Source organism: Pseudonocardia sp. EV170527-09 (assembly GCF_008369905.1).
Lineage (GTDB): Bacteria > Actinomycetota > Actinomycetes > Mycobacteriales > Pseudonocardiaceae > Pseudonocardia.
This window is the reverse complement of record NZ_VRMC01000007.1, coordinates 69,784-94,805: the sequence shown is the minus strand read 5'-3', so window position 1 is coordinate 94,805 and position 25,022 is coordinate 69,784. Positions and strand designations below refer to the sequence as shown.

Sequence of the window (25,022 nt, the reverse complement as noted above, 5' to 3'; positions counted from 1 at the left end):
GTGCAGTCCCTGGAGGACGCCCTGGAACGACTGCGACTGGCGGCGAACGTCGACCACACCCGCTCGGCCGTCGACCCGCAGGAGGTCCAGCAGCCTGCGGTCGATCGCGTCGATCCCGTCCACGACGCCGGATGCTAGCCCGGTACGCCCGGATCCGGCTCAGAACCGATGCAGCACGCGCGGATCGTGCGCTCCATGCCGGGAAACGCACGGGGTGTGCGCGCCATGCTGTGCGCATGACCTCTGTGCTGATGTGCCGCCCCGAGCACTTCACGGTGAGCTACCGGATCAACCCCTGGATGCGTCCGGAGCAGGCGACCGACACCCGGCTCGCGCTGGCCCAGTGGGAGACCCTGCGCGCGGTCTACCGTGACCTCGGGTTCGACGTCCGGCTCGTCGACCCGCTGCCCGGGTACCCGGACATGGTCTACGCCGCCAACGGCGGCACCGTGATCGACGGGACCGCGCTCACCGCCCGGTTCCGGCACGCCGAGCGCGCCGCCGAGGGGCCCGCGTACGGCGCGTGGTTCCGCGCCGCCGGGTTCGCCGTGCACGAGGCCCGCCACGTCAACGAGGGCGAGGGCGACCTGCTGCTCGTCGGCGACACCGTCTACGCCGGCACCGGGTTCCGCACCGACCCGCGTGCGCACGCCGAGGCCGCGGAGGTGTTCGGCCGCGAGGTCGTGTCCCTGCAGCTCGTCGACCCGCGCTACTACCACCTCGACACGGCGTTCGCGGTGCTCGACCCGGCCGGCGGGCCGGGCGCGGTCGCCTACCTCCCGGCGGCGTTCGACGACGCCTCCCAGGAGGTGCTGCGGTTCCGCTTCCCGGACGCGGTGATCGTCTCCGACGAGGACGCGTCGGTGCTGGGGCTGAACTGCTTCTCCGACGGCCGCACCGTCGTCCACGCGCCGCAGGCCGAGAAGTTCGCCGCCGACCTCGCCGAGCGCGGGTTCGGCACCGTCGGCGTCGACACCTCGGAGCTGCGCCGGGGCGGTGGCGGGATCAAGTGCGCCACGCTGGAGCTGCGGTCGTGACCGCCGTGGTCCCGGGCACCGACCGGCAGATCGCCCTCGCCGAGGAGTTCGGCACGGCGAACTACGCGCCGTTGCCGGTGGTGCTGTCCCACGGCGACGGCGCCTGGGTCACCGACGTCGACGGCGTCCGCTACCTCGACGCGCTCGCCGGCTACTCCGCGCTCAACTTCGGGCACCGCCACCCCGCGCTCTCCGCGGCCGCGCACGCCCAGCTGGACACGCTGACCCTGACCGCGCGGGCGTTCCACAACGACCGCCTGCCCGGGTTCCAGCGCGACCTCGCCGCCCTGACCGGCACCGAGGCCGTGCTGCCGATGAACACCGGAGCCGAGGCCGTCGAGTCCGCGGTCAAGGTCGCCCGCGCCTGGGGCTACCGGGTGAAGGGCGTGGCACCGGGGGCGGCCCGGATCGTCGTCGCCGCGGGGAACTTCCACGGGCGCACGACGACGGTGGTCTCCTTCTCCGACGACCCGGTCGCCCGCGACGACTTCGGCCCGTTCACCCCCGGCTTCGACCGCGTCCCCTACGGCGACGCCGAGGCGCTCGCCGCCGCGCTCACCGACGACACCGTCGCGGTGCTGCTCGAACCGGTGCAGGGCGAGGCCGGGGTCCTCGTGCCGCCGCCGGGCTACCTGCGCACGGTCCGCGAGCTCACCGAGCGGCGGGGCGTGCTGCTGGTCTGCGACGAGATCCAGTCCGGGCTCGGCCGGGCCGGGGCGACGCTGTGCACCGACCTGTCCGGGGTGCGCGCCGACCTCTACACCCTCGGCAAGGCGCTCGGCGGCGGGATCGTGCCGGTCAGCGCCGTCGTCGGGCGGCGCGACGTGCTGGGCGTGCTGCGCCCCGGCGAGCACGGCTCCACCTTCGGCGGCAACCCGCTCGCCGCCGCCGTCGGGTCCGCGGTGTGCGCACTGCTGGCGACGGGGGAGTACCAGGCCCGGGCCCGCGAGCTCGGTGCGCACCTGGACACGCGGCTGCGCGCGCTGCCCGGGATCACCGCGGTGCGCGGGGTGGGGCTGTGGTTCGGCGTCGACGTCGACCCGCGGATCGGCACCGGCCGCGACGTGTGCGTCGCGCTCGCCCGGCGCGGGGTGCTGGCCAAGGAGACCCACGGCGTGACGGTGCGGCTGTCCCCGCCGCTGGTGGTCACCCACGACGAGGTCGACGTGCTGGTGGACACGTTCGGGGACGTGCTCGGAGACCTTTCCCGCGGGTAGGTGGCAGGCTGTCCGCCATGCCGACCCTCGTACTGCTGCGTCACGGTCAGAGCGACTGGAACGCGAAGAACCTGTTCACCGGCTGGGTGGACGTGCCGCTCTCCTCCCAGGGCGAGGCCGAGGCCCGCCGCGGCGGCGAGCTGCTGGCCGAGGCGGGCGTCGCGCCGGACGTCGTGCACACCTCCCTGCTGCGCCGTGCCATCTCCACCGCGAACATCGCCCTCGACGCCGCCGACCGGCACTGGATCCCGGTCAAGCGCGACTGGCGCCTCAACGAGCGCCACTACGGCGCCCTGCAGGGCAAGGACAAGAAGCAGACCCTGGAGCAGTACGGCGAGGAGCAGTTCATGCTCTGGCGCCGCTCCTACGACACCCCGCCGCCGCCCATCGAGAAGGGCTCCGAGTTCTCCCAGGACGCCGACCCGCGCTACGCCGGTGTCGACGCGCCGCTGACCGAGTGCCTGGCCGACGTCGTCGACCGGTTCCTGCCGTACTGGACCGAGGCCGTGGTGCCGGACCTGCGCGACGGGAAGGTCGTGCTGCTCGCCGCGCACGGCAACTCGCTGCGCGCGCTGGTGAAGTACCTCGACGGGATCTCCGACGCCGACATCGCCGGCCTCAACATCCCCACCGGCATCCCGCTCGTCTACGACCTCGACGACGACCTGGCGCCGACGAACCCGGGCGGGCGCTACCTCGACCCGGCCGCGGCGCAGGAGGCCATCGCCGGGGTGGCGAACCAGGGGCGCTGACCGCGCCCACCCCTCTCCCGCACCTGCCCGGTCCGCACGAACGGGCCCCTCGCACGAACCTCTCGTACGAGGGGCCCGTTCGTGGGACACGAGGGGACCGGACGGGGTTCGCTGAACCCACGGTGAACGGGGACCGAACAGTGTCGCGCGAAGGGGTCGCGGGCGTCACCATCCGGTGTCCGGCGCTGGTCAGGGGGTACCCCCGGCTGCCTACCATGCACCCGTGACCACGCTCGCGTGGCTGATCTCGGCCCTCGCCCTGCTCCTCGGTCTCGCCGCCGGGGTGGCACTGGCGCGACGGTCGTCGCACGGCCGGCCCAGCCCCGGCACCGGCCGCCCTCCGGCGGACCCCGTCGCCGTCGACGGCCCCACCCTCGGCGAGCTGCTGCACCGCACGTTCCGGCAGTCGAGCTCCGGGCTGGCCGTCGTCGGGGCCGGGGGCGAGGTGCTCCTGCACAACCGGCGGGCCGCCGCGCTCGGCGCCGTCACCGGCGAGCGGCTCGACCCGCGCGCGCTCGCCGCCTGCCGACGGGTGCAGGGCGGGGACCGGCTGCTCGCCTCCGGCGACTACACCGTCGACCTCTCGCCGCTGGACCGCACGCCCCGCGGCCCGGTCGCGGTGCAGGCCCGGATCCGCTCCCTCGGCGACGGCTTCGCGCTCGTCGAGGCCGTCGACACCTCCGAGGTGGCCCGGCTGGAGGCGACCCGGCGCGACTTCGTCGCCAATGTCTCGCACGAGCTCAAGACCCCCGTCGGCGCGGTCGCGCTGCTGGCCGAGGCCTTGCTCGACAGCCTCGACGGCCTGGAGCGCGCCGACGGCGGCGAGCCCGACCCGGACGCGGTCGGCGAGGTCCGCCGGTTCGGCGACAAGCTGCTGCGCGAGGCGACCCGGATGGGCAACCTGGTCTCGGAGCTGATCGCCCTGTCCCGGCTCACCGGCGCCGAACGGCTGCCCGCGCTGGCCGCCGTCGACGTCGACGAGGTCGTCTCCGAGGCGCTGGCCCGCAGCCGCAACTCCGCCGAGTCGCACGCCGTCGAGATCACCGCCGACGAGAACTCGGGGCTGGTCGTCGACGGCGACCGCACGCTGCTGGTCACCGCGCTGACGAACCTGCTGGAGAACGCGATCGCCTACTCCGCGGCGGACTCGTCGGTGTCGGTGAGCCGGCGCGCGGTCGACGGCTCGATCGAGATCGCCGTGACCGACCGCGGCATCGGCATCGCCCCCGAGCACCAGCAGCGGGTCTTCGAGCGCTTCTTCCGGGTCGACCCGGCCCGCTCGCGGGCCACCGGCGGCACCGGGCTAGGCCTGGCGATCGTCAAGCACGTCTGCGCCAACCACGGTGGCGAGGTGCGGCTGTGGAGCCGCCCCGGCACCGGATCGACCTTCACCATGCGCCTGCCCGCCCGGATGGGCATCGGCGGCGCCCCGCACGGTGAGGCTGCCGTCGGCAGCTCCCCCCAGACCGCCGGAACCGGAGGATGAGATGACCAGGGTGCTGATCGTCGAGGACGAGGAGTCCTTCGCCGACCCGCTCGCGTTCATGCTGCGCAAGGAGGGGTTCACCACCGCCGTCGCGGCCAACGGCAACGACGCGCTGAGCGAGTTCGACCGCAACGGTGCCGACATCGTGCTGCTGGACCTGATGCTGCCCGGCATGAGCGGCACCGACGTCTGCAAGGCGCTGCGCTCCCGCTCCGCCGTGCCGGTGATCATGGTGACCGCCCGGGACAGCGAGATCGACAAGGTGGTCGGGCTGGAGCTCGGCGCCGACGACTACGTCACCAAGCCGTACTCGGCGCGCGAGCTCATCGCCCGCGTCCGCGCGGTGCTGCGCCGCGGCGGCGAGGCCGGCGGGGAGGCCGAGGGCGGCACCGGCGTCCTGGAGGCCGGCCCGGTGCGGATGGACGTCGAGCGGCACGTCGTGTCGGTCAACGGCGACGAGGTCGCGCTCCCGCTCAAGGAGTTCGACCTGCTGGAGTACCTGCTGCGCAACGTCGGGCGGGTGCTCACCCGGGCCCAGCTGATCGACCGGGTGTGGGGCGCGGACTACGTCGGTGACACCAAGACCCTCGACGTGCACGTCAAGCGGCTGCGGTCCAAGGTCGAGGGCGACCCCTCGGCGCCCAAGCACCTGGTCACGGTGCGCGGGCTCGGCTACAAGTTCGACGTGTGAGCCAGGGGTTGCCCGACGGTCGATAACGGCTCGGTAACCTGACCGGGTGCGCCTGGCCGTTCTCGACGTGGGGTCCAACACCGTCCATCTGCTGGTGGTGGACGCCCACCGGGGTGCCCATCCGAAGCCCATGTCGTCGGAGAAGGACCAGCTGCGTCTGGCCGAGCACCTCGACCGCAAGGGCGCCCTGAGCCGCGACGGGGTGAAGGCGCTGCTGGAGAGCGTGCACCGGGCCCGGGACACCGCCCGGGCCGCCGGCTGCGACGACCTCCTGGCGTTCGCCACCTCCGCGCTGCGCGACGCGACGAACTCCGCCGAGGTGCTCGCCCGGGTGCAGCGCGAGACCGGGGTGGCGCTGGAGGTCCTGCCCGGCGAGGACGAGGCCCGCTGGACCTTCCTCGCGGTCCGCCGCTGGTGCGGCTGGTCGGCCGGGCGGCTGCTCGTGCTCGACATCGGCGGCGGCTCGCTGGAGCTGGCCGTCGGGCGGGACGAGACCCCCGACGTCGCCGCGTCGGTGCCGCTCGGCGCCGGGCGGCTGACCCGCGACGCGTTCACCTCCGACCCGCCGTCGCGGGCGGAGGTCGCCGCGCTGACCGAACGGGTCCGCGACGAGATCGCCCCCATCGCCGGACGGCTGCGTGCCGCGGGCCGGCCGGACCGGGCCGTGGGCACCTCCAAGACCTTCCGGACGCTGGCCCGGCTCGCCGGTGCCGCACCGTCCAGCGCCGGGCCGGGTGCCCGCCGCACGCTGACCGCGCAGGGTCTGCGCCAGCTGTCGGCGTTCATCACCCGGATGTCGGGCCCCGACCTCGCCGAGCTCGACGGCGTGAGCGCCAGCCGGGCGCACCAGCTCGTCGCCGGGGCGGTCGTCGCCCAGGCGGCGATGGACGCCCTCGGCGTGACCGAACTCGAGATCTGTCCGTGGGCGTTGCGCGAGGGAGTGATCCTCCGGCGCTTCGACATGCTCGATGGGACGACCGGGGACGACCGCTCGGCGCAGACATCCCCGGGCGGGCTTGGACCCTTGACAACGCACAGGGCACGGTGGTCGTGATGAGTGTGGACAGCGGAGAGCCTCGCCAGCGGACGGTCGCGGAGCTCCTGGCCGCCAACGGCGGCCAGCAGCCCGGACGACGCCGCCGTCGTCGCGCCGCGGAGGACGACGAGGGCCCCGGCGCACCGTCGTCCGCGGCACCCGCGCGGACCGACGTGGCGGCCCCGCCGCGACGCCCGGCGGCCGCCGACCGTGTCCGCCCGCCCGAGGGCGCGGGCGGGTTCGCCCCGCGCGGCGGCGACGGTCCGCCGCCCCTCGACCATCCCTCGTTCCCGCCCGCGCGCCGTCCCGACCCCTCCGAGGGGCCGACCGGGCGCGCGCCGGAGCCGTTCGTGCCGAACGGCAACGCTCCGAACGGCGGTGCCGCCCACGGTGGCGCCCCGAACAGTGGCGCCCCGCACGGCGGCGCTGTGAACGGCAGCGGCCCGAACGGCAGCGGCCCGAACGGGGCCGCGGCCTTCGGCGGCGCCCCGCCCCGCAGGCCACAGGGCCCGCCCCCCGGGCAGTGGGCCGCGGGCCCCGGACCGGCCACGCAGGCCCGTCCGTTCGCGCCCGAGCCGCAGGGCCCGCCGAACGGCCGCCCCTACGGCCGCGACGACGGCCCCGCCACCCAGGACTGGGGACCCCGCGGCGACGCCCCGCGCCCGTCCGGTCCGTACGGCCCCCCGCCCGGCACGGCCGACGGCGTCGCCGACGAGATCCCGACCAGCCGGCTCGGCGCCCGCCGCCCGGCCCCCGCGGCCGACGACGACGGTGGCCCGCCCACCCAGTTCGGCGCCCCGCCGCTGGACGACGAGCACGACGGCCCCACCGGACGTGCGCGTCCGGCCGACGCGGGCCCGCCCACCGGCGCCTACGACCCGTTCGCCGACGACTACGACGACCGGCAGGGTTACGACGACCAGCAGGGTTACGACGACCGGGGCTACGACGTCCGGCAGGGCTATCAGAACCGGGACCAGGGCTACGACGACCGGGACCGGGGCTACGACGCCGATCCCCGCTACGACGGCCGGCACGGTCCCGCCGGGTACGACGACCGGCACGGCCCCGCCGGATACGACGACGGGCCCGGCTCCGCCGACGGCGGTCGCACCGGCGTGCTGGCCCCCGAGCGCCCGCAGGACGACCGCGACCACGACGACTACGCCGACCACGAGAACTACGACGACTACGAGGACCACGGCGAGCTCGCCGCCGGCGCGGTCGAGGACGACGAGCCCCCGCGCCGCCGCTCCGGGCGCCGCGACGCCGTCACCGACAGTGGTGCGCAGCCGCCCGCGGGCCTCGACGACGAGGCTCCGGCCGGTGCGGCCGGGACCGGCCAGGCCTGGGCGGTCGTCATCGCCCAGTGGATCGGCGGCGCTGTCGCCGGTGCGGCGATCTGGGTGCTGTTCCGCTACCTGTGGACCTCGTTGCCGATCGTGGCGCTGTCGCTCGCGGTCGTGCTGACCGTCGGGTTGGTGCTCGGCGTGCGGGCCCTGCTGCGCAACGACGACCTGAAGACCACGTTGTTCGCGGTGCTCGTCGGACTGCTGCTGACCGTGTCCCCGGCGATCCTGGTGTTGCTGGACCGGTAACGATGAGCGACGGCGCGACGACTTCACGTTTCGTGACACCGTCGCGCCCGCCCGTCGCCGACCCGACCGGGTCGGCCCCCGTCGCGCTGTCCACGGCCTCGGTCTACCCGGAGGGCGTCGCCGCCGGGTTCGAGATCGCCGCCGAGCTGGGCTACGACGGCGTCGAGCTCATGATCTGGACCGACCCGGTCAGCCAGGACCCGCGAGCGGTCGAGCGTCTCGCCCACCGACACGGGGTGCCGATCCTCGCGGTGCACGCGCCCTGTCTGGCCGTCACCCAGCGGGTCTGGGGCGCCGACCCGGTGCACCGGCTGCGGCGCACCGTCGAGGTCGCCGCCCGGCTGGGCGCGCGCACCGTGGTGGTGCACCCGCCGTTCCGTTGGCAGCGCCGCTACGCCGGGGTCTTCGCCGACGAGGTCGCCCGCGCACACGAGGTCCACGACGTCACGCTGCCGGTGGAGAACATGTTCCCGGTGACCCGCGGCGCGATCAGCACCGTGCCCTACGCGCTGGGCCACGACCCGACCGAGATCGGGTTCGGCGCGTACACCCTGGACCTGTCGCACACCGCCGCGGCCGGCGTCGACGCGCTCGACCTCGCCGAGCGGATGGGCGACCGGCTCACCCACCTGCACCTCACCGACGGCTCCGGCGCCCCGCGCGACGAGCACCTGGTCCCCGGCCGCGGGGCGCAGCCGTGCGCCGAGGTGTGCCAGCGCCTGGCCGACTCCCGGTTCGCCGCGGACGGCGGCACCGTCGTGCTGGAGGTGTCGACCCGGCGCTGCCGGACCCGCCAGGAACGCACCGGGCTGCTCGCCGAGTCGCTGCTGTTCGCCCGGCTGCACCTCACGCCGACGATGTCCGCCATCGCTCCTACCCGTGGGTAACATGCCGGCATGAGCAGTACGACGGTCCGGCCGTTCGCCGACGCGCACGACATCGAGCACCTCGGGGACGGCCGGTTCCGCGCCCGGCTCGACGGGACCTGGGCGATCGGGGACAAGGCGTTCGGCGGCCTGCTGATGGTGCTCATGACCAAGTCCGGGCTGGCCCGCCTCGCGGCCGACGAGGCACCCGCACCCGACCCGCTGGCCGTCGCCGTGGACTTCCTGCGTGCGCCGGACCTGGGGCCGGTCGAGATCACGACGGACCCGCTCAAGATCGGGCGGACGGTGTCCACGGTCGCCGTGCGGCTGCACCAGCAGGGCCGGCTCATGCTGCACTCCACGGTCACCGCCGGCGTGCTCCCGACCGACGCCCCGCGCCTGGACGACGGCTCCGCGCTCGCCGTCGAACCGGACCCGGACGCGCTCGACCCGGCCTCGGCCGAGGGTGGCGCGCGCGGCCTCGCCGCCGCCTGCGAACTGCGCTACCCGCGCGGTGCCCTGCCGTTCCTGCGCGGCGAGACCGGGCCGCCGGAGATGGCCGGCTGGGTCCGCCCGCGCGGGGAGGAGCCCGACGTGCTGTTCGCGCTGATGTCCGGCGACATCCTGCCCCCGACGGTGTTCAACCTCGGCGGCTCCCTCGGCTGGGCGCCGACGGTGCAGCTCACCGCGCTGCTGCGGGCCCGCCCGGCTCCGGGCTGGCTGCGGGTCGAGTCCCGCTCCGGCGCCGTGGCGAGCCCGTCCGCCGGTGGTGGGGTGTCGAGCGCGCAGTTCGACGAGGACGTCACCGTCGTCGACGCGCACGGCCGCACCGTCTGCCAGGCCCGCCAGCTCGCCCTGGCCCCACAGGCCGGCTGAGGGGTTCCTACGCTCCTCCCATGACGAGGATCGCGGTACTGGGTGGGGGACGGATCGGCGAGGCGTTGCTCGGCGGGCTGCTGGCGGCCGGGCGGGACGCCGGTGACCTGGTGGTGGCCGAGCGGTCCCCGGCCCGGACGCAGGAGCTGACCGCGTCGCTGGGTGTGGCCACGGCCCCGGTCGACGAGGCGGTGCGCGGTGCCGGGACGGTCGTCGTCGCCGTCAAGCCGCAGGACGTCGTCACGCTGCTCGGCGAGGTCGCCGGGGCGCTGGAGCCGGGCGCGCTCGTCGTGTCGCTGTGCGCGGGCCTGCCGACCTCGCTGTTCGAGGGCGCCCTGCCCGAGGGCACGCCGGTCGTGCGGGTCATGCCGAACACCCCGATGCTGCTGGGCGCGGCGATGTGCGCGATCTCCCCGGGTGCGCACGCGACTCCCGCGCACCTCGACGAGACCGAGACGCTGCTGTCCACCGTCGGTGCGGTGCTGCGCCTGGACGAGGCGAAGCAGGACGCCGCGACCGCCCTGTCCGGCTCCGGGCCCGCGTACTTCTTCCTCGTCGCCGAGGCGATGATCGAGGTCGGGGTCCGGCTGGGCCTGACCCGCCCGGACGCGACCGAGCTGACCGTGCAGACCGCGCTCGGCGCCGCGCGGATGCTCCGCGAGACCGGCGAGCACCCCGCGGTGCTGCGGGAGAACGTCACCTCGCCCGCCGGGACCACGGCCGCCGCCCTGCGGGAGCTGGAGCGGCACGGGCTGCGCGCGGCACTGGCCGACGCGGTCACCGCAGCGTACGACCGCTCGGTGGCGCTCGGTCGCGACTGACCGGACCAGCGGTACCTCGTTCAGCGCATCGTATGATGCAAAGTCACTCGGACGCGCCGTGCCATAGCACGATCGAGCCCCCCTCTGGCGGACCGATCGTCACATCCGCCCCGGTAGACTGCATCTGCATCCCCCACCACCGGGCGAACCGGGGAACCCCTCTCGGGGGAGGAAGGCGGTGCCCCATGGCGGCGGAACGACCCGAGCCCCTGCGGTCGTCCCAGGTCCAGTTCCTGACGGTGGCCGAGGTCGCGTCGATGATGCGCGTCTCCAAGATGACCGTGTACCGGCTCGTCCACTCGGGCGAGCTGCCCGCTGCGCGGGTCGGTCGCTCGTTCCGTGTGCCGCAGCGCGCGGTGGAGGACTACCTGCGCAACGCCTACTTCGACGCGGGCTGATCCCCGGTGGGGTGACGGCCGGTACGCCCGGGTAGACTGGTGAACCGGCTGCCGACCCCCACCGGTCGCATCGCGTCGTCGCCCGCTCCGGCGGGCGTCGCCCGGCCCGCGCCTCGTGTCCACGTGCACGGATCGTGCGGGCGGCCCACTCCGAGGTCACCCGGTGGAGCGGTCGCTGACGATCTGCGTCGACACAGGAGGAGCACCCACATGGGCTCGGTCATCAAGAAGCGCCGCAAGCGGATGTCGAAGAAGAAGCACCGCAAGCTGCTGCGCAAGACCCGGGTGCAGCGCCGCAAGCTCGGCAAGTGACTCGCGCACCGGCCGCGTGCCCGCCCTCCGGCGGGTGCGCGGCCGGTGTCGTTGTGGCGGTCCGTACCCCGGTCGGACGCGTCGCGCACCTCACGTGTCCGCGTACCTGCCCGGTGTGACGGGGGCGGGACTACGATCGGCACGATCTCGCGTCAGCCCCTGGTGAACGGAGCGCCCATGGACCGGCCGACCCCGAACGTCGTGCTGGTCACCGGGGTCAGCGGCTTCCTCGGCGGGCACCTCGCGGCCCGGCTGGCGGCCGACCCGTCCATCGACCGGGTGCTCGGTGTGGACACCGTCCCGCCGCCCCGGGACCTGCTGAAGCGGATGGGCCGCGCCGAGTTCGTGCGCGCCGACATCCGCAACCCGCTCATCGCGAAGGTCATCTCCTCCGGAGGCGTCGACACGGTCGTGCACGCGTCGCTCTCGGCCAGCCCCGCATCGTCGGGCGGCCGCGCGACGATGAAGGAGATGAACGTCATCGGCACGATGCAGCTCCTCGCCGCGTGCCAGAAGGCGACGAGCGTCCGCCGCGTCGTGCTCAAGTCGACGACCGCGGTGTACGGCTCCAGTCCGCGCGATCCCGCCGTGTTCGACGAGGCCATCGGGGCCAAGGACCTGCCGTCGGGCGGGTACGCCAAGGACGCCGCCGAGATCGAGGGCTACCTGCGCGGGTTCAGCCGTCGCCGCCCGGACGTCACCACCACGGTCCTGCGGTTCGCCAACTTCATCGGCCCGCGGATGGACACCGTGCTGTCGCGCTACTTCGCGCTGCCGGTCGTCCCCACCGTGCTGGGCTACGACGCGCGGATCCAGCTGCTGCACGAGGAGGACGGCCTCGCCGTGCTCGAGCGTGCCGCCACCCACGAGCTGCCGGGCGTGTTCAACGTCGCCGCGCACGGGGTGCTGATGCTCTCCCAGGCCATCCGCCGCGCCGGCAAGATCGCCGTCCCGGTGCCGAGCGGTGCGGTCGGTCCGGTCAGCCGGGTGCTGCGGGGCGCGCGCGTCGTGGACTTCTCCCCGGAGCAGATGCGCTTCCTCAACTTCGGCCGGGTCGTGGACCTCACCCGGCTGATCAACGACTTCGGCTTCGAACCACGGTGGACCACCACCCAGGCGTTCGACGACTTCGTGCGCGGCAAGGCGCTGGCGCCGGTCCTCGGCCCGGAGCGGATCGCCTCCATCGAACGGGGCGTGCTCGGCCTGGCCCGGGCGCTGCGGTGACGGGCCGGGACGGCGGCATGCGGGCGCACGAGCAGGGACGGCCGGGCGGCCGCGGTGGCACGAGGAAGGGCGACGGCATGGCCGAGGCGCGGGTGATCCCGATCCGGGGCAACCGGGGGCCTGCCCGGCCTGCGCGGGCGGAGGAACCGTCGCGACCCGCGCCGGTCCCCTCCGCAGCCGAGCCCGAGGAGACCGAGGGCCCGGCCTGGGAGGCCGCGCTGGAGCAGGTCCTGGAGTTCCTGCGCCGCCGGCTCGCGGGCGACTACCCGATCGACGAGTTCGGCTTCGACCGCGAGCTCACCGACGCGATGGTGCTGCCCGCCCTGCGCCCGCTCTACAAGCGCTGGTTCCGGGTCGAGACCATCGGCACCCACCACATCCCCGAGACCGGTGGCGCGCTGATCGTCGCCAACCACTCCGGGACGCTGCCGCTCGACGCGGTCATGACCACCGTCGCGGTGCACGACGACCACCCGTCCCACCGGCACCTGCGGCTGCTCGGCGCCGACCTCATGTTCACCATGCCGGTGTCCGGCTCGCTGGCCCGCAAGGCCGGCGCGACGCTGGCCTGCAACCCCGACGCCGAGCGGCTCATGACCTCCGGCGAGCTCGTCGGGGTGTTCCCCGAGGGGTTCAAGGGCATCGGCAAGCCGTTCCGGGACCGCTACAAGCTGCAGCGGTTCGGCCGCGGCGGGTTCGTCTCCGCCGCACTGCGGACCGGGGGCCCGATCATCCCGTGCTCGATCGTCGGCGCCGAGGAGATCTACCCCAAGATCGGCGACCTGGCGCCGCTGGCCCGGCTGTTCGGCGCGCCGTACTTCCCGGTCACGCCGACCTTCCCGCTGCTCGGCCCGGCGGGGCTGATCCCGCTGCCGTCGAAGTGGTACATCGAGTTCGGCGAGCCGATCCGCACCGACGACCACGCGCCGTCCGACGCCGACGACCCGATGCTCGTGTTCAACCTGACCGACCAGGTCCGGGAGACGATCCAGCACACGCTGTACCGGCTGCTGTCCCAGCGCCGCAACGTGTTCCTGGGATGATCCGACGGCCGGACCCGCTGCGGTGGCTGTGGTACGCCGCCGGCGGGCGGCTGCCCGCCCGGTACCGCGAGTGGGTGCTGCACGACACGACCTGCCGGACCTGGCACCTGCGCCACTTCGCGCGCACGGCGGTGGTGCTGATGCTGCTGTCGGTGCCGCTGGCCCTGGTGATCCCCGGCCCGCTGTGGCTGCGGCTCAGCGCCCTGCTGCTCGGCTGGCTGGTGTCGCTGCAGTACGCGCTGTTCGTGATGGAGGAGTCCGTCGAGCACCGGGTGGTGAAGGCCGGCTACCCGGCGGGCACCGCCCGCGCGACGCGGCTGGAGGCCACCGCCGACGAGCGGGCCGAGGCCGCCCGCCGCTACGCCGAGCGCTACCGCGGGGCTCCGCCACCCTGAGCGGCCGGGCGGGTCAGCGCTTGCGGTAGGCCATTCCCGCCGCGACCGCACCGGCGACGGCGCCGGCGCCGAGCACCGAGGGCACCCCGATCCTGGCGGCCTTGCGGCCGGTCCGGAAGTCACGGATCTGCCAGTTGCGGGCCTTCGCGACGTCGCGCAGCTCCGAGTCCGGGTTCACCGCGACCGCGGTGCCGACCGCCGAGAGCATCGGGACGTCGTTCACCGAGTCCGAGTACGCGGTGCAGCGACGCAGGTCCAGACCCTCCGACGCGGCCAGCGCGCGGACCGCGTGCGCCTTCGCCGGACCGTGCAGGATCTCGCCGACCAGCCGCCCGGTGTAGAGCCCGTCGACGGACTCCGCGACGGTGCCCAGCGCCCCGGTCAGCCCCAGCCGCCGCGCGATGATGCGGGCCAGCTCGATCGGCGTCGCGGTGACCAGCCACACCCGCTGGCCGGCGTCGAGGTGCATCTGGGCCAGCGCCCGGGTCCCGGCCCAGATCCGGTCCGACATCAGCTCGTCGTAGATCTCCTCGCCGAGCGCGACGACCTCGTCGACCGGACGGCCTGCGACGAACGACAGCGCGGTGTCGCGGTGCCCGGCGATGCCGCCCTTGTCCTCCCGGCCGCCGACCCGGAACTTGATCTGCTGCCAGGCGAACCCGGCCAGGTCGGAGGTGGTGAAGAACTTGCGCGCGGCCAGCCCACGGGCGAAGTGGAAGATCGACGCGCCGACCATCATCGTGTTGTCGCAGTCGAAGAACGCGGCGGCGGTGAGGTCCGGCGGTGCGCCGTCCCCGCCTTCCGGGCCGTCGGGGTGGTCGTCGGCCTCGGCGGCGACGGCCGCGGCGGCGGAGGCCTGCCCCGCCCGCTGCGCGGAGTCGAGTGCGGTCGCCCGCTCCAGCACTCCCGGCTCCTCGGAGAGCCCGGTGTCGATGGGCGGGTGAGACTCGCGGGTCCCGCTCTGGTCGAGAGGGGGGACGGACCCGGGATCACTCACCACGGCGGCCTTCCTGGTGCGACGGCGTCTCGCGTCCCGAGGGGATCGGGGCGCGGCCCCAGCCTACTGCCGGAGCGCGGGAGCGGGCCCGGCCTCCGGTACGTGACACATGTCGACGTACCGGGCGCCGGGCCCGTGCCCGTGGTCTCCGGGGTGGATCAGCCGAGGGTGACCGGGCCGAGGCCCGGCAGCAGCGGCGGGATCGTGATCGGCGGCAGCAGGCGGTTCTGCTCCGCCGACGGCTCCGACGAGCTGCTCGACCCGCTCTCGGAGGTGGCCGAGCCACTGCCGTCCAGCAGCGGCAGCCCACCGCCGTCCTGCGAGGACCCCGAGGTGGTCGGGGTCTGGGAGGTCGAGGTGGCCGGACCGGAGGTCGGCGACGGCGTGCCGGTCGCGGTCTCCGACGGCGTCACCGGCGCGGACTGCTCGACGGCCTGGGCCGAGGACGGACCACCCGCGGTGCGGCACTCGCCGGGCACCGGGCCGAGGTCGTCGACGGTGCCACCGCTGTCCGCGGCGCAGCCGGTGCCGGCCCGCAGCGCCTCGGCCCGGGTCAGCACCCGGTCCAGCAGGCGGATGGCCTCCGAGGTCTCCCCGCGGCTCTCGGCGGGCAGGTCGGACTGCAGACGGGTGATGCGCCCGGACTGGGCGGCCGCCCAGGTCCGCAGCTCGGCCAGGCGCGAGGTGTCCGCGCCGTCGGTGCCCGCGCCGGCCAGCATCAGCCTGCTGCCGGTGCTGGTGGCCCGGTCGAAGTCGCCCATCGCGGACGCCACCGCGTCCGGCGACGGCGGCGTGGACCGTGCGACCAGGCTCTCCAGCTCGTCGACCCGGGAGCGGGCCAGGTCGAGCTGGCGGGCGGCCTCGGCCTGCTGTCCGACGGTGAACACCCCGCCGACGCTCTCGCTGGCGCGCTTCATGCCGTACATCGCGTCGCCGGGCAGGGCGTCGCGGCTGACGGTCGAGGTCACACCGGCGATCACCGCGAGCGCGGCGAACCCGCCGACGACGACCCCGAAGCGCTTGCGCACGCTCGGGCGGCGGCGGTCCAGCATCCGGGCGCCGGACGGCGCCGGGCGGGCGGAGTCGTCGCGGCCGGGGCCCGCCTCGGCGTCGCGGGCCGGACCGGCCGGGGCGCTCACCTGCTCGGGGTGGTCCGGGTGGTCCGACGGCAGCACGTGGCGGCCACGACGCGGGCGGCCGCCGCGACCGGCCGGGTCGTCCGCGGCCGGTGCGTGCTCGCCGGCCGCGCGGCGGTTGGACACCGCGTCCCAGTCGAGGTCGTCGGCGATCGGCGGGCCGATCGGTGCGGTGAGGTCGGCCGGGTCGACGCGGTCGAACCGGTCGCCGAACGAGGGCCCGCCGGACTGCTGCCCGACGCCCTCCTGGGCCAGCACCTCGAACAGCCGTGCCCGCATCCGGGCGGAGGCGTGCGGATCGGGCGAGAGGTCACGCCGCGAACGGTCCAGAGCGGCGGCCAGCGCGATCTCGTGCGCCAGCTCCTCCGATGCAGGGGCACCCGCCGGCGCGCGGTCGAAACCGTCGTCGCCGGGATACCCGTCGTCCCATGCCCTGGGCATGCCGTCCGTCCTCACTGCAGTCTCGCGCTGCTCGTCGGCGCGTGTGGCGCCGTCAGTGCGCGCCGGTCGGTACAACGACCGACTGCGGACGAGGTTACGGCCTTCCAACCGTTCACCGCATCGAGTAGTGCGTTCGGCGCAGTGATCGACACACCCTCTCGCGTTCCGGCTGTTCCGGCGGGAGACCCGCTCACCGCAGGCCGTCCGGGAGGAGCTGTGCGAGGCGGCGCACCGCGCGGTGCTGCAGTGCCTTGACCGCCCCCTCGTTGCGGTCCATCAGCTCGGCGGTCTCGGCGACCGAGAGGCCCTTGAGGAACCGGTACTGGATGCATTCGCGCTGGTCGGAGTTGAGCTTGGCGATCGAGGCCAGCAGCTCGTCGTTGGTGGCCATGTCGAGCACCTGCTGCTCGGGGCCGCCGGTGCTGGGCGACAGCTCGACGATCTCCGAGGTCGTCTGCTCCAGCCGGAATCGGCTGGACTTGACGTAGTCGAAGATCAGGTTGCGGGCGATGGTGACGAACCAGGCCCCGATGTCGCGGCCCTGATAGCTGACCGAGGAGATCCGGCGCAGGGCCCGGACGAAGGTCTCCTGGGTCACGTCCTCGGCGAAGGACCGGTCGCCCATCCGGAACAGCACGTACCGGTAGACGACGTCGTGGTAGCGCTCGTAGAGCTCGCCGAACGCGGCCACGTCGCCGGCCTGGCAGGCCTCGACCAGCGCCCAGGAGCTGTTCGCGTCCTCGACGGCACGGGCGGCCTCGTCGGCCGGGTCGGCCTCCGGGCGCTGCAGCTCCTGCGAGATCTGCGGTGCCCGTCGTGGCATCGGCATGTCCTGCTCGGTACGGCCCGGCGGACCCGACCGGGTGGTCCGGCCGTCGGGGCGGTGTAGCGCGGGGCCTGCGGGGTACGTGGGGGGAGCGTCGACCAGGGGAGCGGACGCGATCGGCCCCGTCGGCTGGGACGGCGCAGAGGTCGCTGAAGTCACGGACACCTCCCCGTCCGGCTGGGGGCGGACGGTGTCGGGTCTGTCCTGGCCGGGTTCGGGGGCCCGGGGCGGACGGACGGTCTCGGGGATGGTCTCGGAGCGCTGCTGTCGGAGCAGCCGGTGCGGTCGCGTCGGCCGGGTCATGGATCCCGGGGGGTCGGACGGGGTACGGCTCGGCGGGCGACCCGGCGGGCGGGGACCGCCGGCGCGTCCCGCGCGGCGCGGCACGGTGTGCGCCGTGGCGCGCTGGCGTCGAGCTGCATGCCACTCCCTCGGGTGAGTCGCGCGACGAACCGGCGGTTCACGCGTTGAACTTCATGTAGCGGCGGAGCATAGACGTCTGTCGAGTGGCGCAGCGCACTCGCCGCCTCTCGTCGCGTGCCGTTCCGGCGAGCGGCCCGATACGCGCGGTGGACGAACCGTGCGCGAAGCGTGTCCGAATCGACACGTGGCGTACACAGCGGTGAACGGTCCCTCGGGACGCGACGGCCCCGGCCGGGTTTGGAACACTGGCCGTGACGCGTGCCGACGAGCCGACCCCGCCCCGACGGGGTCCGAGGATGGAGACCGCCGTGCCGAGTTCCGACCCCGCGCCGGGCCACCGTCCCGAGCGGCCCACCCACCTCGCCGACCTGGTGGCGCGCAACGCGTCCGAGCGCCCCGGGCACGACGCCGTCCGTGACCTGTCCGGCGCGGCACCGCTCACCCTGACCTGGTCGGCGTTCGACGCGGCGGTCTCCGCCGAGGCCGCCCGGCTGCGTGCGGCGGGTGTCCGCCACGGCGACCGGGTCGCGATCGGCCTGCCCGACGGGGCCCACTACTGCGTGGCGTTGTTCGGAGCATTGCGGGCCGACGCGGTCGTCGTACCGTTCGGCGCAGGCGCGGTGACCCGCGAGCTGGAGGTCGTGCTCGACCAGGCCCGGCCGGTCGCGGTCGTCGCCCGGCCCGACGACGCCGTCGCGGCCGGCTGCGCCGAGGGCGTCGGCGCGACGCTGCTGGGCCCCCCGGACCTTGCCGCCCCGGTCCCGGACGCCCCGGTCGACCGGGCCCCCGCCGACCCCGAGCGGATCGCGCTGGTCGTGTTCACCTCCGGCACCACCGGGCGTCCGCGCGGGGTGCGGCTGTCGCACCGCGCGCTGCTGGCCAACCGCGAGCAGGCGGGGGAGCTCCGCCCGGCACCGGTCAACGCGGTCGACCGGGTCCTGCTGGCACTGCCGCTGTTCCACGTCTACGGGCTCGCCGCCGGGCTGCTGCAGGTCTGCTGGACCGGCGCCACCGTCGTGCTGCCCGGCCGGTTCTCCCCGGAGCGGCTGGCCGAGGCGGTCGTGCAGGAGCGGGTCAGCGTGGTGGCCGGGGTGCCGTCGATGTTCCGGATGCTGCTCGACCTCGGGCCCGAGCGGCTGCGCGCCGCGATGGCAGGGGTGCGGCTGTGCACCTCCGGCGGCGCCCCGCTGCCCGCGAGCTGGCTCACGGACTTCCGCGCGGCGAGCGGGCTGGACCTGCACGAGGGCTACGGCCTCACCGAGGGCGGGCCCGTCGTCACCAGCAACGACCTGGGCCGCCCGGCCAAGCCGGGCTCGGTCGGCCGGCCGCTGCCCGGGGTGGAGCTGCGTCTGGTCGACCCCGCGGGGCAGCCGCTGCCGCAGCGCGACCCGGGGCCGGCACCGCGCGGCGAGGACCCGCTCGACGACCTCGACTACGACGACGACTCCGATCCCGCCGACGACACCGGCCTGATCGCGCTGCGCGGCCCCAACCTGTTCTCCGGCTACTGGCCTGACGGCTGCGGCGGCCCCGGCGAGGACGGCTGGTTCGTCACCGCCGACGTCGGCTACCTCGACGCCGACGGCGACCTGCACCTCGTCGACCGGTCCTCGGACCTGGTCATCGTCAACGGTTTCAACGTGTACCCGCGCGAGGTGGAACAGGTCGTCGCCGAGCTGGACGCGGTGGCCGAGGTCGCGGTCGTCGGGGTGCCCGACGACCGGACCGGCGCCGCGGTCAAGGCGGTCGTCGTGCCCGTCGCGGGCGCCGAGCTCACCGAGGAGGCGGTCGCCGAGCACTGCGCGGCCCGGCTCGCCCGGTTCAAGCGGCCCGCCGTCGTCGCGTTCGTCGACGAGCTGCCCCGCACCCCGACGGGCAAGATCGCCCGGAGGACACTGGCGAGGATGTGAGATGCGGGTACGACTGCTGACCCGGGTGGGCTGCCACCTGTGCGACGACGCCGCCGAGGTGCTGGCCCGGGTGTGCGCCGAGACGGGCACCGGCTGGGACACCGTCGACGTCGACTCCGACGACGAGCTGCGCGCCGAGTACGGCGACCAGGTGCCGGTGGTGCTGCTCGACGGCCGTGAGCACGACTCGTTCCGGGTCGACGAGGAGCGCCTGCGCGCGGACCTGGCCCGGCGGTGAGCCCGGCCCCGGACGGTCCGGTCCCGCCCGTCGAGGGTCCGGCCGGCGGGGGGACGGGGACGCTCCGCCCGCCGGCCCGTCCCGCGCCGCCCGCCCGCACCGCGCTGGCCGGGCTCGCCGCGGCCGCACTGGGTGTCGGCGCCGGGCAAGCGCTCGCGCTGCTGATCGCCCCGGCCGCCGGGCCGGTGAACGCCGTCGCCGAGCAGGTCGTGGCGCTCACCCCGCCCGCGCTGGCCGGTGCGGCGACGGTCGGGGCCGGGATCGGCAGCCGCTACACCGTCGTCGCCGGGGTGCTCGTGGTCCTGGCGCTCGCCGCGGCCGGTCTCGGGGCGCTGTCGCGCCGCTCGCCGTGGCCGGGTGCGTGGGGGCTCGCGGTGCTCGGGCTGGCGGGCGTGGTCGCCGCGGCGACGGCGTCGGGCGCCGGTCAGCTCGACATGGTCCCGGCGGGTGCCGCCGCGGTCGTCGCGGTGACGGTGTTCCGGAAGCTGCACGCGCTGGCGGCCCGGATCCCCGCCCCGACCGCGGACGGGACGCTGCCCGACGGGCGGCCGGTCCGGTCGTCGCTGACCCGCCGGCGGTTCCTGCGCACCACCGCGCTGGCGGGGGCGGGCGGGGTCGTGCTGGGCACCGGGGCCGCGGCCGCCGCGCCGCTGCTGCCCTCGGGCAGGATCGGGCCCGCACGCGACGCGCTCACCGCCCGGATCAGGATGCTCGCCGCGCAGGGCCGCATCGCGGCCGCACCGGCGCTGCCCGCGGGGGCACAGGTGCCCGGCGCGGCCGCGTTCACCACCGCCGTCGACGACTTCTACCGGATCGACACCGCGCTGCGGGTCCCGTCGGTCGACCCGGCGTCGTGGAGCCTGCGGGTGCACGGGCGGGTCGGGCGCGAGCTCACCCTCACCCTCGACGACCTGCTGGCCCGCCCGCTCGTCGAACGCTGGGTGACGATGGCGTGCGTCTCCAACGAGGTCGGCGGCGACCTCGTCTCCACCACCCGGTTCACCGGCGTCGAGCTCGCGCCACTGCTCGCGGCCGCCGCGCCCGACCCGGCCGCGGACCAGGCGCTGTCCACCTCCACCGACGGCTGGACGGCGGGCAGCCCGTCGTCGCTGCTGCTCGACCCCGCCCGCGGCGCGCTGCTCGCGGTCGCGATGGCCGGCCCGGACGGCCCGGTCGCGCTCCCGCCCGAGCACGGCTTCCCGGTGCGGATCGTCGTCCCCGGGCTCTACGGCTACGTCTCGGCCACCAAGTGGGTCACCGACATCGAGTTCACGACGTTCGGCGCGCGTGCCGACTACTGGCGCGCCCGCGGGTGGGCCCCGCCCGGACCGATGGAGACGGCCGCGCGGATCGAGTCGCCCGCCTCGTACGCGAGCGTGCCCGCCGGCCAGGTCGTGGTCACCGGCACCGCCTGGGCCGTTCCCCGGGGGATCCGGCGGGTCGAGGTCGGGGTGCAGGACGGCGGCGGGTCCGGGTCCTGGGTCACCGCCGAGCTCGCGCCGGTGCCCGCCGGCGGGGCGACCTGGCGGCAGTGGCGCGCCGAGCTGGACCTGCCGCCGGGCGGGTACACCCTGGTGTGCCGTGCCACCGACGGCGACGGCGTCGTCCAGACCGCCGAGCGCCGCTCCCCGCTGCCGGGGGCGGCGACCGGCTGGCCGACCCGCACGGTCACCGTGACCTGAGAGACACCGCCGAGCGGCGCCGACCTGGATCCCGGCAGGCCCGCTCCGCGCGGAGAGCTGTGTCACGAGCGGTCGTCAGGACTGCGTGACGGTGGTGTCGTGGGGAACGACGTGGCGGTCGTCGCACGACGAGCGGTTCCTGCCCGTCGATCACCGGTAGCTCCAGGTCAGGGGCGGGGTCGAGCACGGAGAGGACCAAGATCGCAACTTTGTGCGTGCCTTCACAAGCGGCTACCGTGGGTTCCCGTCGCCGGTCCCGGTGGCACGGTGCCCCCGCGGCGCCGAGGACGCCGGGTCTCGTCCGTCCGCAGCCCGTCCGGCCCGCCCGGCCGGTTCGCGGGCGTGCCGCGAGCACGCCGACGACCGGCCCCTGTACATCCCCGAACGGAGCACGCCCAGTCTCGATGACCGACCGCCCGCGGACAAGCCCCCGTGAGCAGGACGGCCAGCGGGACCCCGGCCGCCCGCCGACCGACGCCCGAGGAGGACGGCCCGTGACCCTGCCGCCCGAGTCCGGCGTCGCCGCGCCCGACGGCAACGGCGAGCGCCCCGCGCGCCCGGTGCCCGAGGCGACCGTGTCCCGGCTCGCGGTGTACCTGCGCGTGCTCGGTGAGCTGCGCGACGCGGGCGTCGAGACGGTGTCGTCCGAGGAGCTCGCCGGTGCCTCCGGGGTCAACTCGGCCAAGCTCCGCAAGGACCTGTCCTACCTGGGTTCCTACGGCGTGCGCGGCGTCGGTTACGACGTCGCCTCGCTGCAGGGTCGGCTGCAGGGTGAGCTGGGCATGGACCAGCGGCAGTCGGTCGCCCTGGTCGGCGTCGGCAACCTGGGGCACGCCCTGGCCGGCTACTCCGGCTTCGCGGGTCGCGGCTTCCCGGTCAGCACCCTGTTCGACGTCGACGACGACCTCGTCGGCAGCGAGATCAACGGCATCCGGGTGCGGCACGCGCGCGAGATCCCCGAGGTGTGCGCCGGGGGCGGCGTCACCATCGGGATGATCGCGACGCCGGGACCGGCTGCCCAGAAGGTCTGCGACCTGCTCGTGGCGGCGGGTGTGCAGTCCATCCTCAACTTCGCTCCGGTGCTGCTCACGGTCCCGGACGACGTCGAGGTCCGCAAGGTCGACCTGTCGGTCGAGCTGCAGGTCCTCGCGTTCCACGTGGCGCGACGGCACACCGGTGCCGCCGCGGTGACGGACAAGACGAACGAATCGGTGGTGTCGTAGAGCCATGAGCGTCCTCGTGGTCGGCCTGTCGCACCGCAGCGCGCCGGTCGAGGTGCTGGAGCGCCTCGCGGTCGCTCCGGGTGACGTGCCCAAGCTGCTCGAGGAGATGCTCGACCGCTCGCACGTGGAGGAGGCGGTCGTCCTCTCCACGTGCAACCGGATCGAGATCTGCGCGGTCGTGGACGCGTTCCACGGCGGCCTCGGCGACGTCACCGACGTCCTCGGTGCCCATGCCGGGTTCCCGATCGGCGAGCTGTCCGAGCACCTGTTCGTGCACTACGCGGGTTCGGCGGTCCAGCACCTGTTCGCGCTGGCGGCGGGCCTGGACTCGATGGTGGTCGGCGAGTCGCAGATCCTCGGCCAGTTGCGCGGGGCCTACGCGGCCGCGGACACCGCGGGCGCCGTCGGCAAGGTCCTGCACGAGCTGGTGCAGCAGGCGCTGCGGGTCGGCAAGCGGGTGCACGCCGGGACCGGCATCGACGAGGCGGGTGCCTCGGTCGTGTCGGAGGCCCTGCGCGACGCCGACCGCGAGCTCGGCGGGGACGGTCTGGCCGGGCGCCGCGCCGTCATCGTCGGGGCGGGTGCGATGGGCGCGCTGGCCGCGGCCCACCTGCGTCGCGCCGGGGCGGGCGAGATCGTCGTGCTGAACCGGTCGGCCGAGCGCGGCGAGCGGCTCGTCGAGAAGATCCTGGAGCACGCCGACCCGGGCACCACGGCGCGCTTCGCGGTGATGGACGACCTGGCCGCCGAGCTGCACGACGCGGACCTGCTGCTGGCCTGTACCGGCGCGATCGGCCACGTCGTCGACGTCGAGCCGGTCGCGCAGGCGCTCAGCGGCCGCACCTCGCCCCTGGTCGTGTGCGACCTGGGCCTGCCGCGCGACGTCGACCCGGCCGTCGGCGAGCTGTCCGGCGTGCGCATGGTCGACCTGATCACCCTGCAACGTCGGCTGCTCGACGTCGCCGACGGCGGCTCGGTCGCCGCGGCCCAGCGGATGGTCGACGCCGAGGCCCAGCAGTACCTGGCCGGGCAGCGCTCGGCCGAGGTCACGCCGACGGTCACCGCGCTGCGCCGGCGCGCCTCGGAGGTCGTCGACGCCGAGCTGCTGCGCCTCGACTCGCGGCTGCCCGATCTGGACGCCCGGGTCCGCGAGGAGCTCTCCCGCACCGTGCGCCGGGTCGTCGACAAGCTGCTGCACACCCCCACCGTCCAGGTGAAGCGTCTGGCCGAGGGCCCGGACGGGGACAGCTACGCCGCGGCGCTGCGCACCCTGTTCGAGCTCGACCCGCAGGCCGCCGCCGCGGTCGCCGCCCCGGTCCGTGGCGCCGACGCCAGCGTCGACGGCGGCGACGTCGCCGCCGCCCTGCGCTTCAGCGACCCCGCCGTGCCGTTCGACGTCACCCCGTCGATCGGGTCCCGTCCCCCGGAGCAGATCTCGTGAGCGTCCTGAAGATCGGCACCCGGCCGTCGAAGCTGGCGGTCGCGCAGTCCACCACCGTGGCCGACCGGCTCGTCGCCGCCGGCCACCCGTGCGAGCTGGTCACCATCTCGACCAGCGGTGACCGCTCGTCGGCGCCGATCCCGCAGATCGGGGTGGGGGTGTTCGTCTCGCAGCTGCGCGACGCGCTCTACGCCGGCGAGATCGACGTGGCCGTGCACTCGTACAAGGACCTGCCGAGCGCGCAGCCCGAGGGGCTGACGATCGCGGCGGTCCCCGAGCGCGAGGACGTCCGCGACGCGCTGGTCACCGGCGGTCGGGTGCTCGGCGAGCTGGGCCGTGGTGCCCGGGTCGGGACGGGGTCCCCGCGCCGGACCGTGCAGCTGCACGCGCTCGGCCTGGGGCTGGAGGTGCTGCCGATCCGCGGGAACGTGGACACCCGGATCGGGAAGGTGCGGTCCGGCGAGCTGGACGCGGTGGTCGTGGCCGCCGCCGGGCTGCGCAGGCTGGGCCGCGTCGACGAGGCGGACGAGCTGATCGACCCGCTGCAGATGCTGCCCGCCCCGGCCCAGGGCGCGCTGGCGATCGAGTGCCGCACCGCCGACACCGACCTGGTGACGGCGCTGGCCGCGGTGCTGGACGACAGAGGGGTGCGCTTCGCCGTCACCGCCGAGCGTGCGGTGCTGGCGGGGCTGGAGGCCGAGTGCACGACCCCCGTCGGCGCGCTCGCCGAGGTCGTCTCCGACCTCGACGACGACGGCCGCGCGGTCGACCGGCTGTCGCTGCGCGGCGCGCTGGGGATCGGGGACATCGCGGGGGGCGACGTGGTGCGCGCCTCCGCCACCGGAGACATGGACGACGCAGAGAAGATCGGGGCCGCGGTCGCCCTCGAGCTTCTCGACCTGGGAGCCGAGGACCTGCGCCCCGCAGGTCCCGGTGGTCCCGCCAACCGCTGA

The 25,022-nt window shown here is 75.1% G+C and carries 24 protein-coding genes; 21 read left to right on the top strand and 3 right to left on the bottom strand.

Going from position 1 to position 25,022, the window contains the following annotated elements:
• The first annotated feature begins 236 nt into the window (after nt 1-236).
• The 15 genes from ddaH (at nt 237) to FVA95_RS03570 (ending at nt 13,752) form a co-directional block, all read left to right on the top strand.
• Nucleotides 237-1,037, top strand: a complete 801-nt coding sequence (ddaH, locus tag FVA95_RS03640) for a dimethylargininase (RefSeq protein WP_149662923.1) — start codon at nt 237-239, stop codon at nt 1,035-1,037.
• Nucleotides 1,034-2,254: an ornithine--oxo-acid transaminase gene (rocD, locus tag FVA95_RS03635; RefSeq protein WP_149662922.1), complete on the top strand. Its 1,221-nt coding sequence runs from the start codon at nt 1,034-1,036 to the stop codon at nt 2,252-2,254. The genes ddaH and rocD overlap by 4 nt, the downstream gene beginning before the upstream one ends.
• A gap of 17 nt (nt 2,255-2,271) precedes the next feature.
• Nucleotides 2,272-3,006: a phosphoglyceromutase gene (locus FVA95_RS03630; protein WP_193564287.1), complete on the top strand. Its 735-nt coding sequence runs from the start codon at nt 2,272-2,274 to the stop codon at nt 3,004-3,006.
• A gap of 223 nt (nt 3,007-3,229) precedes the next feature.
• Nucleotides 3,230-4,492, top strand: coding sequence for a cell wall metabolism sensor histidine kinase WalK (locus FVA95_RS03625; RefSeq protein WP_205015750.1), 1,263 nt, complete (start codon nt 3,230-3,232; stop codon nt 4,490-4,492).
• Between the two features lies 1 nt (nt 4,493).
• Nucleotides 4,494-5,183 (top strand): response regulator transcription factor, encoded by a 690-nt coding sequence (locus FVA95_RS03620; RefSeq protein WP_149662921.1) that lies wholly within the window; start codon nt 4,494-4,496, stop codon nt 5,181-5,183.
• A 46-nt stretch (nt 5,184-5,229) separates the two neighbouring features.
• The gene (locus FVA95_RS03615; protein WP_149662920.1) at nt 5,230-6,237 is read left to right on the top strand and encodes a Ppx/GppA phosphatase family protein; all 1,008 of its coding nucleotides are present in this window, start codon (nt 5,230-5,232) and stop codon (nt 6,235-6,237) included.
• The gene (locus tag FVA95_RS03610) at nt 6,237-7,817 is read left to right on the top strand and encodes a hypothetical protein (protein ID WP_149662919.1); all 1,581 of its coding nucleotides are present in this window, start codon (nt 6,237-6,239) and stop codon (nt 7,815-7,817) included. Before FVA95_RS03615 ends, FVA95_RS03610 begins: the two co-directional genes overlap by 1 nt.
• 2 nt (nt 7,818-7,819) lie before the next feature.
• On the top strand, nt 7,820-8,704 hold the full coding sequence (locus FVA95_RS03605) for a sugar phosphate isomerase/epimerase (protein ID WP_240051246.1): 885 nt from the start codon (nt 7,820-7,822) through the stop codon (nt 8,702-8,704).
• A gap of 9 nt (nt 8,705-8,713) precedes the next feature.
• Entirely contained in the window at nt 8,714-9,559 is an 846-nt protein-coding gene (locus FVA95_RS03600; RefSeq protein WP_149662918.1) for a thioesterase family protein, read from the top strand.
• A 20-nt stretch (nt 9,560-9,579) separates the two neighbouring features.
• Nucleotides 9,580-10,380 carry a pyrroline-5-carboxylate reductase gene (gene proC, locus FVA95_RS03595; protein ID WP_149662917.1) on the top strand — a complete coding sequence of 267 codons (801 nt, stop codon included), beginning with the start codon at nt 9,580-9,582 and terminating at the stop codon, nt 10,378-10,380.
• A 185-nt stretch (nt 10,381-10,565) separates the two neighbouring features.
• Nucleotides 10,566-10,778 (top strand): helix-turn-helix domain-containing protein, encoded by a 213-nt coding sequence (locus FVA95_RS03590; protein ID WP_020625776.1) that lies wholly within the window; start codon nt 10,566-10,568, stop codon nt 10,776-10,778.
• A 210-nt stretch (nt 10,779-10,988) separates the two neighbouring features.
• The gene (locus FVA95_RS03585) at nt 10,989-11,090 is read left to right on the top strand and encodes a 30S ribosomal protein bS22 (RefSeq protein WP_010241351.1); all 102 of its coding nucleotides are present in this window, start codon (nt 10,989-10,991) and stop codon (nt 11,088-11,090) included.
• A 177-nt stretch (nt 11,091-11,267) separates the two neighbouring features.
• Complete coding sequence (locus FVA95_RS03580; protein WP_149662916.1) at nt 11,268-12,314, top strand: NAD-dependent epimerase/dehydratase family protein; 1,047 nt, start codon at nt 11,268-11,270, stop codon at nt 12,312-12,314.
• 77 nt (nt 12,315-12,391) lie between these two features.
• On the top strand, nt 12,392-13,357 hold the full coding sequence (locus tag FVA95_RS03575; protein ID WP_149662930.1) for a lysophospholipid acyltransferase family protein: 966 nt from the start codon (nt 12,392-12,394) through the stop codon (nt 13,355-13,357).
• The gene (locus tag FVA95_RS03570) at nt 13,354-13,752 is read left to right on the top strand and encodes a DUF5313 family protein (RefSeq protein WP_149662915.1); all 399 of its coding nucleotides are present in this window, start codon (nt 13,354-13,356) and stop codon (nt 13,750-13,752) included. The genes FVA95_RS03575 and FVA95_RS03570 overlap by 4 nt, the downstream gene beginning before the upstream one ends.
• Nucleotides 13,753-13,765: 13 nt before the next feature.
• Here the strand turns inward: FVA95_RS03570 and FVA95_RS03565 are convergent, their stop codons facing one another.
• The 3 genes from FVA95_RS03565 to FVA95_RS03555 all read right to left on the bottom strand — a co-directional run bounded on the left by FVA95_RS03565 (nt 13,766) and on the right by FVA95_RS03555 (nt 17,155).
• Nucleotides 13,766-14,656, bottom strand: a complete 891-nt coding sequence (locus tag FVA95_RS03565) for an HAD family phosphatase (protein WP_075309978.1) — start codon at nt 14,654-14,656, stop codon at nt 13,766-13,768.
• 251 nt (nt 14,657-14,907) lie between these two features.
• Nucleotides 14,908-16,326 (bottom strand): DUF5667 domain-containing protein, encoded by a 1,419-nt coding sequence (locus tag FVA95_RS03560; RefSeq protein WP_149662914.1) that lies wholly within the window; start codon nt 16,324-16,326, stop codon nt 14,908-14,910.
• Nucleotides 16,327-16,516: 190 nt separating this feature from the next.
• Complete coding sequence (locus tag FVA95_RS03555) at nt 16,517-17,155, bottom strand: sigma-70 family RNA polymerase sigma factor (protein ID WP_043280249.1); 639 nt, start codon at nt 17,153-17,155, stop codon at nt 16,517-16,519.
• A gap of 728 nt (nt 17,156-17,883) precedes the next feature.
• On the opposite strand from FVA95_RS03555, the gene FVA95_RS03550 reads away from it, so the two are divergent.
• The 6 genes from FVA95_RS03550 to hemC all read left to right on the top strand — a co-directional run bounded on the left by FVA95_RS03550 (nt 17,884) and on the right by hemC (nt 25,022).
• Nucleotides 17,884-19,485 carry a class I adenylate-forming enzyme family protein gene (locus FVA95_RS03550; protein ID WP_368667295.1) on the top strand — a complete coding sequence of 534 codons (1,602 nt, stop codon included), beginning with the start codon at nt 17,884-17,886 and terminating at the stop codon, nt 19,483-19,485.
• Between the two features lies 1 nt (nt 19,486).
• Complete coding sequence (locus FVA95_RS03545) at nt 19,487-19,723, top strand: glutaredoxin family protein (RefSeq protein WP_149662912.1); 237 nt, start codon at nt 19,487-19,489, stop codon at nt 19,721-19,723.
• Nucleotides 19,720-21,405, top strand: a complete 1,686-nt coding sequence (locus FVA95_RS03540; protein ID WP_240051244.1) for a molybdopterin-dependent oxidoreductase — start codon at nt 19,720-19,722, stop codon at nt 21,403-21,405. Before FVA95_RS03545 ends, FVA95_RS03540 begins: the two co-directional genes overlap by 4 nt.
• Before the next feature lie 494 nt (nt 21,406-21,899).
• Nucleotides 21,900-22,628, top strand: a complete 729-nt coding sequence (locus tag FVA95_RS03535) for a redox-sensing transcriptional repressor Rex (RefSeq protein ID WP_240051243.1) — start codon at nt 21,900-21,902, stop codon at nt 22,626-22,628.
• Nucleotides 22,629-22,632: 4 nt separating this feature from the next.
• Nucleotides 22,633-24,069 carry a glutamyl-tRNA reductase gene (locus FVA95_RS03530; protein ID WP_149662910.1) on the top strand — a complete coding sequence of 479 codons (1,437 nt, stop codon included), beginning with the start codon at nt 22,633-22,635 and terminating at the stop codon, nt 24,067-24,069.
• Nucleotides 24,066-25,022, top strand: coding sequence for a hydroxymethylbilane synthase (gene hemC / locus FVA95_RS03525; RefSeq protein ID WP_149662909.1), 957 nt, complete (start codon nt 24,066-24,068; stop codon nt 25,020-25,022). The genes FVA95_RS03530 and hemC overlap by 4 nt, the downstream gene beginning before the upstream one ends.